Genomic DNA, 10,527 nt, shown 5'->3' on the forward strand with positions numbered 1-10,527 from the left:
AATTTTATTGAAAAAATAGATCCCACAATTACCAAAACAAGCAGTATAGCCCATTTAGTTCTTACACTTGCAGCAATCCCAATTGTAATAAGTGCAAAATACATAATCAACTCAAGTGGACTTTTTACTGGATTTCTGAATCTTACAATTGACATTGCACCTATCATACCTAATGAAAGCGCTATATTTCCTGTAATTGTTTTTGTGATTACGTATGTTATAACAGGTAAAATAACAAAACCCATAGTTTGTTGATAAGTTTTTGCCCAAGCTTGACCTGTAAGTGTTAATGAAAACCTCATAATTATCCCACTGATAATTAAAAGAGCAATTGCCTCAGCAACATCAATCGAACCTTGTTGTGAAAAATTTAAAAAATCCATATAAAATATATTAACACTTTAATATAATATAAAAATCAAATACTAATTAAACTCCTTATAAATCTAATTGGACAAATAGTTTCAATCATATATAAGACCTTATAATTTGTGGGGCGATGGCGGAATTGGTAGACGCGTTGGTCTTAGGAACCAATATGGCAACATGTGAAGGTTCGAGTCCTTTTCGCCCTACCATTAAGATATTATGAAAATTACAGTAGAAAATAAAAAAGGTTTAAATAAAGATCTTAAAATTTTTATCGATAAAGAGACAATGAACTCTTATATGGATGAAAAATATGAAGAGATCAAAGGTAGTGTAAATCTTAAAGGATTTAGACCAGGTAAAGTTCCAAAAGAAATTTTAAAAAGACAATTTGGTAAAGCAGTTTTCGGAGAAGTCTTAGATAAAGTTTTAAAAGACACATCAACTAAAGCACTACAAGAAAAAAAGATTAAACCAGCTGGTCAACCAAAACTTGACTTAAAGACATACGGTGAAGGAAAAGATTTAGAATATGTTTTGTCAGTTACAGAGTTACCAAAAGTAGAAATTAAATCTTTAGAAAATATTAAATTTGATAAATACAACGTAAAAATTGATGAAAGTGAAACAGAAAAAAGAATAAAAGAAATAGCTAAAAACCAACCAAATTTTAAAGAAGTAAGCGCTGATACAAAAGCCAAAAAAGGTGATTTAGTATCTTTAGATTACAAAGCAACTGTTGATGGTATGGATTTTAAAGGAAGTGAGGGAAAGAATACTCAGCTAACTTTGGGCAAAGATTTATTCTTAAAAGGTTTCGACGATCAATTAATTGGAGTCAAAAAAGGTGATGAAAAAATTGTAGAGGCAACTTTACCAGAAAATTTCCCTGAAAAAGAATTAGTAAATAAAAAAGCTAAATTTAGTTGTAAAATTTTAAGCGTTAAACAATCAGAAGAAGTAAAAATTGATGATAATTTTGCAAAAAATTTAGGAGCAAAAGATTTAAAAGATTTAAAAACATTAATTTCAAAACAAATTAATGACGAATACAAAAATTCTTTAGATCAATTATCTAAAAATCAAATTTTGAGAGAAATTGAGAAAATTAAAGTAGAAGAGGTGCCAGAAAATTTAATTGAAGAAGAGGTAAAAATTCTTTCCCAAGGTATGTCGGAGGAAGAAGCTAAGAAAAATAAAAAGGACTTTGAAAAAAAAGCAAAAACAAGAATTAAAACTGGATTAATTTTAAATGAGTTTGGTGAGAAAAATCAAATTAAAGTAACAGAACAAGAAGTTCAGGCTGAAGTACAAAAACAACTAAGAATGATGCCTGGACAAGAAAAAATGGTTATGGATTTTTATCAAAAAAATCCTTCTGCATTAGCTAGTTTAAGAGGAACCGTATATGAAGAAAAAATTTTAAATTTAATTAAAGAAAAAGGCAAACCAAATAAGAAAGAAATTTCAAAAGAGGAAGCTGAAAAGATTTTAAAAGAAGCTCATAAGCACGATCACGATCATGACCATAGCCATGTAGAAGAAAAAAAATTCACTAAGAAAAAAACAGTCACAACATCTGCGAAAGAAAAAAAACCTGCAACTAAAAAGGCAAAATCAAAGCCTGTAGCGAAAAAAACAAAAAAAGTTAGCAAAAAGTAATCTCAAGTTGTATAAGTAGAACGAATCAACTTATGACAACAAAATTATCAGAACATATGAGTAATCTTGTACCAATGGTTGTTGAACAATCGAGCAAAGGTGAAAGAGCTTATGATATTTATTCAAGACTACTTAAAGAAAGAATTATTTTTTTAACAGGTCAAATTAATGATAATGTTGCATCACTAGTTACAGCGCAATTATTATTTTTAGAAGCTGAAGATCCAAAAAAAGAAATTTATTTATACATCAATAGCCCAGGGGGTTTAGTAACAGCTGGACTTGGTATTTATGATACAATGCAATATGTGAAACCTGACATTTCTACTTTATGTATTGGCCAAGCAGCTTCAATGGGTTCTTTTTTGCTTGCTGCAGGAACTAGAGGAAAAAGATTTTCATTACCAAATTCAAGAATAATGGTTCATCAACCATCTGCAGGTTTCCAAGGTCAGGCAACTGATATCGAAATTCATGCTAATGAAGTTTTGTCTTTAAAAAAAAGGCTTAATGAAATTTATTCAAAGCATACTGGAAAAAGTGTTGAAGAAATAAAATCTGCTCTTGAAAGAGATAATTTTATGACTGCAGATGTCGCACAATCTTTTGGTCTTATTGACGAAGTAGTAGAAAAAAGATCTTAATACACAATATATTGAGTCATCACTAATCGAAACTTGATTAGTATGAGTCTTCTATAATAAAGTAATTAGATTGATTCGTTATAAAAATTAAAATGACAACAAATAATAAAAATATTCTTTACTGCTCTTTCTGTGGCAAAAGCCAACATGAAGTAAGAAAGTTGATTGCTGGTCCAACTGTTTTCATCTGCGATGAATGTGTTGAATTATGTATGGACATTATAAAAGAAGAGAGCAAAGATACTTTTGTAAAACATCAAGATGGCCTTCCTTCTCCAAAAGAAATTTGTTCAGTATTAGATGATTATGTAATTGGTCAAGCTCACGCTAAAAAAGTATTATCGGTTGCAGTTCACAATCATTACAAAAGATTAAACTATGAAAGTAAAACGAGTAAAAATGTTGAGCTATCAAAATCTAATATACTTTTAGTGGGTCCTACAGGTTGTGGGAAAACATTACTTGCACAAACTCTTGCTAGAATTCTGGACGTTCCATTTACAATGGCTGATGCAACCACTTTAACAGAAGCTGGTTATGTTGGAGAAGATGTAGAAAATATTATTTTAAAATTACTACAAGCATCTGACTATAATGTTGAAAAAGCTCAGCGAGGAATAGTTTATATTGATGAAGTTGATAAAATAAGTAGAAAATCTGAAAACCCATCAATTACAAGAGATGTTTCTGGTGAAGGTGTTCAGCAAGCGCTACTTAAAATAATGGAAGGAACAGTTGCAAGTGTACCTCCTCAGGGTGGTAGAAAACACCCTCAACAAGAATTTTTACAAGTAGACACTACTAACATTTTGTTTATTTGCGGTGGTGCGTTTGCAGGACTTGATAAAATAATTTCACAAAGAGACAAAGGTACTTCAATTGGTTTTGGTGCAGATGTAAAAAATACACAAGATAAGAAAACTGGTGAATGGATGAAAGGTTTGGAGCCTGAGGATTTATTGAAATTTGGACTGATTCCAGAATTTATTGGAAGACTTCCAATGATAGCAACACTTGAAGATTTAGATGAAAAATCTTTAATAAAAATATTACAAGAACCAAAAAATTCTTTAACAAAACAATATCAAGAATTGTTTAAATTGGATGGTGCTAAACTAACATTTAAAGAAAATGCTTTGAAAGAAATAGCGCAAAAAGCAATTAGCAAAAAAACTGGAGCAAGAGGCTTGAGATCAATTCTAGAAAATATTTTGTTGAAAACAATGTACGATCTTCCAAGTCAAGATAATATTGAAGAAGTTATCGTTGACGCAGGCGCAGCAAAAGGTCAGTCGCAACCAATTTTAGTTCATGCCAAAGGTGACAATAAATCTAAGTCTAATAAGACTACAGCGGCTTAATATCGTTAATAAGTAATAAATACCTATTGCATTATAAAATATAATATCCATATTATTCATATGGACGTCAAAATTTCATTGCCCTTACTTCCTTTGAGAGACATTGTGGTCTTTCCAAGTATGGTAATACCTTTATTTGTAGGAAGAGATAAGTCTATTTCAGCACTTAATGAAGTGATGAAAAAAGATAAGAAAATTATTTTAGTTACTCAAAAAAATTCAGAAATTGATGATCCTAAGAAAACAGATGTATTTATGTATGGTTGTGAAGGGAGTATTTTACAACTATTAAAACTTCCTGACGGGACTGTTAAAGTTTTAGTTGAAGGTATTAAAAGAGTAAAAATTTTAGACTTTAAGGATAATGAAAAGTTTATAACATGTGATTACACACACTATAACGATGTTTCACCTAAAGATGAGGATTTAATTCCTTTAGCAGCTACTGCATTAAGAAGATTAGAAAAATTAACCTCGATAAATAAAAAAATTTCTAGTGAAACAATTAATACAATTAAGCAATTAAAAGACCCTTCTCAGATTGCTGACAATATTGCATCTCATATAACTGCTACAATTTCCGAAAAACAACAAATTTTTGAAACTGTAGATGTAAAGAAAAGATTAAATGCCATTATTAAAATAATGGAAAATGAGACGAGTATTATTGGTGTCGAAAAAAGAATAAGAGGTAGAGTTAAAACTCAAATGGAAAAAACTCAAAGAGAGTATTATTTAAATGAACAATTAAAAGCTATTCAAAAAGAACTTGGCGAAATTGAAGACGGCAAAGACGAAACAACCAGTCTAAATAAAGCAATCACAAAAGCCAAGATGCCAAAAGAGGTAGAGAAGAAATGTTTACAAGAATTAAAAAAATTAAAAAATATGAGTCCAATGTCTGCAGAGGCAACAGTCGTGAGAAACTATTTAGATTGGATGACAGAACTTCCTTGGCATAAAAAAAGTGAAGTAGATATTGACCTAAAGAAAGCTCTAGATATTCTTGATAAAGACCACTTTGGATTAGAAAAAGTTAAAGAGAGAATAATAGAATTTTTGGCCGTTCAAAAAAGAATGGAAAAAATTAAAGGTCCAATTTTATGTTTAGTTGGACCTCCAGGTGTTGGAAAAACTTCATTAGGAAAATCAATTGCAAAAGCTACAAATAGAGAATTTGTTAGGATGTCTGTAGGTGGTATGAGAGATGAGGCAGAAATACGTGGTCACAGAAGAACTTATATTGGATCTTTGCCAGGAAAAATTATTCAGATGATGAAAAAAGCTGGAACAAAAAATCCGTTAATTTTATTAGATGAAATTGATAAAATTGGAAATGATTATAGAGGAGATCCATCTTCAGCATTATTAGAAGCTTTAGATCCTGAACAGAACACAACATTCAATGATCATTATTTAGAAGTTGATTATGATTTATCTGATGTGATGTTTGTAACCACAGCTAATACTTTAAATATTTTACCTCCTTTATTAGATAGAATGGAAGTAATTAGATTAGCAGGTTACACCGAGGATGAAAAAATAAGTATCGCTAATAAGTACTTACTACCAAAACAAATTAAAGATAATGGTGTAAAAGAAAAAGAGATGAAGCTGGATGATGACATTATAAAAGAAGTTATAAGAGGATATACAAAAGAGTCGGGTGTAAGAAATCTTGAAAGGGAAATTTCTAAACTTGCAAGAAAAGTTGTTAAAAAAATTGTTGCTGGTGAAGAAAAAGAAGTTGGAATAAATAATAAAAATTTATCTGATTTTCTAGGTGTTCCTAAGTTTAAGTTTGGAGAATTAGAAGCTGAGAATAGAGTAGGTATAGTAACTGGACTTGCTTGGACCGAGTATGGTGGTGAAATTTTAAAAATTGAGACCGTTACAATGCCAGGAAAAGGAAGAATGCAAATCACTGGTAAATTAGGTGATGTAATGCAGGAGTCGGTTAAAGCCGCAAAATCTTTTGTAAGGTCAAAATGTTTAGAATATGGAATTATTCCACCTATTTTTGAAAAGAAAGATTTTCATATTCATGTTCCTGAAGGAGCAACACCAAAAGATGGTCCATCTGCTGGTATTGGCATGGTAACATCAATTGTTTCATCTATAACAAACATTCCAGTTAGAAGAGATGTTGCTATGACTGGTGAAGTAACTTTAACTGGACAAGTGCTACCAATTGGCGGTTTGAAAGAAAAATTGTTAGCTGCCCATAGAGCTGGAATAAAGGAAGTTTTAATTCCTAAAGAAAACGAAAAAGATTTAGTAGATATGCCTAAGAAAATTATAGATGATATAAAGATCACACCTATTGAGTATGCAGATCAGGTAATAAAAATAGCTTTGACAAAAGAGCTAAAACCTACCGAGTGGGTTGAAGTTGATATTGCAAAAAAAGACGACAAATCACAAGCTAGCATTCAGTAGCGAGTATTTTTAATTATAATATCATCAAAAGTGCTATTTTCATTATATCTCTTGTAGACGCTTTTATATGCTGTTTCTAAATTTTTTGTGTAACTCTTAGTGTTAAATAGTGGCGTTTTGTCTTTATTTATTATTAATTTCTTTTTTATTTCAATTAGTTTTTGTGGATTTTTTGCCAAATTGATTGCAAGAGATTTATATTCATCTAAAGAATTTGTTATCAATTCCTCAAGATTTATTGCTTTTAATAAACTTGATGAAACTCTACTGGCAAATGTGTTACCTCTTAAAGTTAACACAGGTAAACCAGACCAAAGCGCGTCACCACATGTTGTATGCGCACCATATGGAAAAGTATCAAGAAATAAATCGGCCAAACTATGTCTTGATAGATGTTGTTCAAGAGGTTGCCCATGTGCAAAAACAACTCTATTTGGATCAATATTTCTTTTTTCAGTTTCTTTTATTAAGTTTTTAACTGTTTGATTATTGCTAACTAACAACCATAGTGAACTCTTTTCAACTTCTTTCAATAAATCCATCCAAATATCGAAAAGGAAAGGTGTAAATTTGTATTGTTTATTAAAACAGCAAAAAACAAACGAATTATCTGATAATCCAAAATCCTTTCTTTTTAAATTATTTTGTAATTTAATATTTTTAAAATCATTAGGCATAAATGTGTGAGGCATATAGATAATATTTTCAGAGAATTCTTTTTTATCATCATTATCAATTAAAGTATGATCAGCTATAATATAATTTAATGCCTCTGAGCCTGATGTTGCAGAATATCCTAAATAATTTATTTGTATAGGAGCACATTTTTCTAAAAAAATTTGAAATCTATTTGATTTAGTGTAGCCCATTAAATCTATAGCTATATCTATTTTTAAACTTCGCGAAATTTCTGAAATTTCCTTAACTGTTTTTTCAGAGACGTCTATAAAATGATCAAAAGAATTAGCAATTCTGTCAGTCATTTCATCTTTTTTAATTTTTGTTAATAAAAATCCATAGATTTCAAAATTTGATTTATCATGATTTTCGAACATACCCGCAAGTAAATGTGACATTGCATGCTTTTTAAAATCAGATGAAAAATAGCCTATTTTTATTTTTTCATTTTTTTTATTTTTATTTAAAAAATTATTGTTGTAATTTAAATATGAATTTCCAAATTCTGTAGATAAATAAATTTTAGCAACTTTATTTTGTATTTTAGTTGAATTAAAAGTTGACAAAGATGTGAATGGACTCATTATACTTTTGTTATTTAAAATTTGTTTTTCTAAATAAGATAAATCTTCATTATAATTTTTCCAATCACACAGATTATTTTTAGTAGCAAATATATTACCAAATAAATTATTTAGATCAGGCTTTATTTTAAATGCAGATAAGTAATCGCTTAATGCAAAATCTAATTTATTAATATCTCTGTATGAATTACCTCTATTATAATAGGCTTCACTATATTTAGAATTAAGTTTTATGGCCTCAGAAAAGCTATCAATTGATTCATTTAACTTTTTTTGTTTTTGTAATGCAATACCACGATTAAAGTAGGCTAAGTGAAAACTTTTATTCAAAGATAATGCCTTGTCATAAAATTTTATTGCCAAATTATCTTTATTTTCTTCTAAGTATATATTTCCAATATTGTTATATGCTTGAAAATTCTTAGGTTGAATTTCAATAATCTTTTTCCAATAAAAAATTGATTTTTTAAAAAATCCCAACTCTTTGTAAGCAATTCCGATATTATTATACGCGTCTGTATAACGATCGTTTATTTCAATCGCCTTTTTATAATAAGAAATAGCATCATTATATTTTTTTAACTTGGTTAACATTAAACCAAGATTATTATTTGCTTCAGCTTGCTTTGGATTAATTTTAATAGATTCTTTTAATATTTTTAGCGCATCTTCAAATTTTTTTTTCTGAAATAAAATAATAGATAATAAATTTAAATTATTAAAATTATTTGGATCGTTTTTTCTTATTTCGGAGCATATATTTTCAGCTTTTTCTATCTCTCCTTTTTGAAATAAAGTAGATGCTTCTTTAAATTTAAAGTTCATTAAATTAGATAATAAAAATTATTTATATAATATTTAGTACTTTTATATTAAATAAAATTTTACAAATTATTTTTTTTGAGAAATTGATTTAAATCTTCGGGAGTTCCTAAACCCATCATTTCTTCAACTTCTATTGCTTTAATTTTCTTTTTATCCGAAATCGCCTGATTATAAACAGGGCATACATAAAATTCATTATTTACTCTAATATTTTCTTTAATCATTTGTTTTGCATATTTTATGTAGTCTGACCCGTGTTTCCAATAATATACTCCAACTGTTGCTTTATCAGATATTACTTTTTTTTCTGCAACCTCAGATACCAAATTATTTTTATTTTCTTTAACATATGACCATTTTGGATGAATCGATTTAAAAGTTAAAATAGCACCATCATATTTTTTTGTAGTAATATTATACATAGTAGTCGAGCTATTCCATCTTATGTATTGATCTGAATTAGCAATTATTAATGGATTATTATTATTTATATAATTTTCAGCAAGCAAGGTTGTGCATGCAGCACCCTCAGTTAACTCATTGATTTCTATAATTTTACAATTTGGTTTAAGAATTTTAAGAACACTAGAAATGTTAAATTTTTCTTGATGTTCCTTTTGAATCAAAAAAATAAAATTAGCTTTAATATTTAAACATTCGATAACCCACTGTATCATTGGCTTTGTATCTATTTCAATTAACGGTTTTGGAAATGTATAACCCGCATCAGCAAATCTTTTTCCAGCACCAGCCATTGGCACAAGAACATTCAATCTGTTATCTTCCCATTGTTTACTTATATTAATCATTTTTTTTGAATTATTTTTTATATAAATTTTTATATTTTTTAAAGAAACATCTTTAATATCTTTGATAGGCATTAAATTAGCGCCAGAGCTGATCGCAGCTTGCCGCCCATGCGAGGAGTCCTCTAGCACCAAAGACTCATAAGGAAAAATTCCATATTTTATAAATACTTTAAAATAAATTTCTGGAAAAGGTTTAGGATTCGCTACATCCTCATTTGTAATTTCAAAATCAATATATTTTTTTATTTTTAGTTTTTTTAAACAGATATTTAGAGTTTCTTTGATTGCATTAGTTGCAACAACTAATTTATATTTTTTAGATAAGGTTGAAAAAATTTTTTCTATTTCTTTATTGTATTTTATTTTTTCCTTTAAAATTTTAGAAGTTATTTTTTTTTTGTCATTTTCAATATTAATTATATTCTTTTTAGTAAATTTAATTTTTTTAGAAAGTATTTTAATTTTAGATTTAGTTGGTAGTCCGTCAAATATTTTAAGATGATCTTCATAAGATATCTCTTTAAATTTATTTTTTTTTAGCGCATAGTTTAATGAAAAAAAATGAATATCTTTTGTAGCAACTAAAACACCATCAAGATCAAAAATAATAACTTTAATCATATCTATTTGTATTTCTGAATAAAATCTGAGCAAATTCCTTTGCAGTCTAAATTAGTATAATTTGCATTTTCTGGTAAAACACAAATCCCATTTTTGAGCAAAGGTTTGTTTGGATAAATCCATATGTAACCTCTATTAGTTATAGTATAATCATCTGTGTCATGCCAAAAATAATGACAGTTTATTTTAGAAAGCTCATATAGTGTCTCGGAGGACTTTGCGTGACACCAAAACTTCTCATCTTCAAGAAAACTTTGATTAATTTTGTACAGAGGCTTATCGTGACCTAAGTAAAAATTATTTTCTTTAAACCACACATCAATTTCTACCTCGAAACCATTATCTTTAGCATCAAGAATATAATCAGGGTGATTTTCAAATTTTTCATTTTTTCCATTCAAATTTCCTCTATGAGATATTAAAATCATAATTATATGTATATATTAAAATAAATGTTTTTAAAAAATATAAAAAAAATTTTTAAATTAAAATTTCCTTTATTATCCAACAAACTAATATCTATAAGAGATAATAA

Annotated in this window: 8 protein-coding genes and 1 tRNA gene; 5 read left to right on the plus strand and 4 right to left on the minus strand. The window is 28.3% G+C overall.

What is annotated here, in order from left to right:
- A partial coding sequence (locus ACTTBL_RS06585) for a DUF4956 domain-containing protein (RefSeq protein WP_440644131.1) occupies nt 1-383 on the minus strand: 383 nt, incomplete at its 3' end.
- Between the two features lie 110 nt (nt 384-493).
- Between ACTTBL_RS06585 and ACTTBL_RS06590 the strand changes: the two genes are divergently transcribed.
- The 5 genes from ACTTBL_RS06590 (at nt 494) to lon (ending at nt 6,475) form a co-directional block, all read left to right on the plus strand.
- A tRNA-Leu gene (locus ACTTBL_RS06590) sits at nt 494-578 on the plus strand.
- 10 nt (nt 579-588) lie between these two features.
- Nucleotides 589-2,031, plus strand: a complete 1,443-nt coding sequence (tig, locus tag ACTTBL_RS06595) for a trigger factor (RefSeq protein WP_440644132.1) — start codon at nt 589-591, stop codon at nt 2,029-2,031.
- 32 nt (nt 2,032-2,063) lie between these two features.
- Nucleotides 2,064-2,675: an ATP-dependent Clp endopeptidase proteolytic subunit ClpP gene (gene clpP / locus ACTTBL_RS06600; RefSeq protein WP_440644133.1), complete on the plus strand. Its 612-nt coding sequence runs from the start codon at nt 2,064-2,066 to the stop codon at nt 2,673-2,675.
- Between the two features lie 92 nt (nt 2,676-2,767).
- Nucleotides 2,768-4,036 carry an ATP-dependent Clp protease ATP-binding subunit ClpX gene (gene clpX, locus ACTTBL_RS06605; RefSeq protein WP_075504097.1) on the plus strand — a complete coding sequence of 423 codons (1,269 nt, stop codon included), beginning with the start codon at nt 2,768-2,770 and terminating at the stop codon, nt 4,034-4,036.
- Nucleotides 4,037-4,096: 60 nt separating this feature from the next.
- A complete protein-coding gene (gene lon / locus ACTTBL_RS06610) occupies nt 4,097-6,475 on the plus strand; it encodes an endopeptidase La (protein ID WP_440644134.1) in 2,379 nt (792 codons plus the stop codon).
- On the opposite strand, the gene ACTTBL_RS06615 is transcribed toward lon, so the two are convergent.
- From ACTTBL_RS06615 to ACTTBL_RS06625, 3 genes are read right to left on the minus strand one after another with little or no spacing between them, the layout of a single operon-like run.
- Nucleotides 6,469-8,562, minus strand: a complete 2,094-nt coding sequence (locus ACTTBL_RS06615) for an O-linked N-acetylglucosamine transferase, SPINDLY family protein (RefSeq protein WP_440644135.1) — start codon at nt 8,560-8,562, stop codon at nt 6,469-6,471. The two genes, lon and ACTTBL_RS06615, sit on opposite strands and share 7 nt — an antisense overlap.
- Before the next feature lie 59 nt (nt 8,563-8,621).
- Nucleotides 8,622-9,992, minus strand: a complete 1,371-nt coding sequence (locus ACTTBL_RS06620; protein WP_440644136.1) for an HAD-IA family hydrolase — start codon at nt 9,990-9,992, stop codon at nt 8,622-8,624.
- Between the two features lie 2 nt (nt 9,993-9,994).
- Nucleotides 9,995-10,420: a hypothetical protein gene (locus ACTTBL_RS06625; RefSeq protein ID WP_440644137.1), complete on the minus strand. Its 426-nt coding sequence runs from the start codon at nt 10,418-10,420 to the stop codon at nt 9,995-9,997.
- Between the last annotated feature and the right edge of the window lie 107 nt (nt 10,421-10,527).

Source organism: Candidatus Pelagibacter sp. HIMB123 (assembly GCF_052048195.1).
In the GTDB taxonomy this organism is placed as follows: Bacteria; Pseudomonadota; Alphaproteobacteria; order Pelagibacterales; family Pelagibacteraceae; genus Pelagibacter.

Excerpts from the sequence above, each read along its gene's own strand:
- clpX (WP_075504097.1), top strand. The coding sequence starts at position 2,768 with ATGACAACAAATAATAAAAATATTCTTTACTGCTCTTTCTGTGGCAAA.
- ACTTBL_RS06620 (WP_440644136.1), bottom strand. The coding sequence starts at position 9,992 with ATGATTAAAGTTATTATTTTTGATCTTGATGGTGTTTTAGTTGCTACA.
- ACTTBL_RS06625 (WP_440644137.1), bottom strand. The coding sequence starts at position 10,420 with ATGATTTTAATATCTCATAGAGGAAATTTGAATGGAAAAAATGAAAAA.
- tig (WP_440644132.1), top strand. The coding sequence starts at position 589 with ATGAAAATTACAGTAGAAAATAAAAAAGGTTTAAATAAAGATCTTAAA.
- ACTTBL_RS06615 (WP_440644135.1), bottom strand. The coding sequence starts at position 8,562 with ATGAACTTTAAATTTAAAGAAGCATCTACTTTATTTCAAAAAGGAGAG.
- lon (WP_440644134.1), top strand. The coding sequence starts at position 4,097 with ATGGACGTCAAAATTTCATTGCCCTTACTTCCTTTGAGAGACATTGTG.
- clpP (WP_440644133.1), top strand. The coding sequence starts at position 2,064 with ATGACAACAAAATTATCAGAACATATGAGTAATCTTGTACCAATGGTT.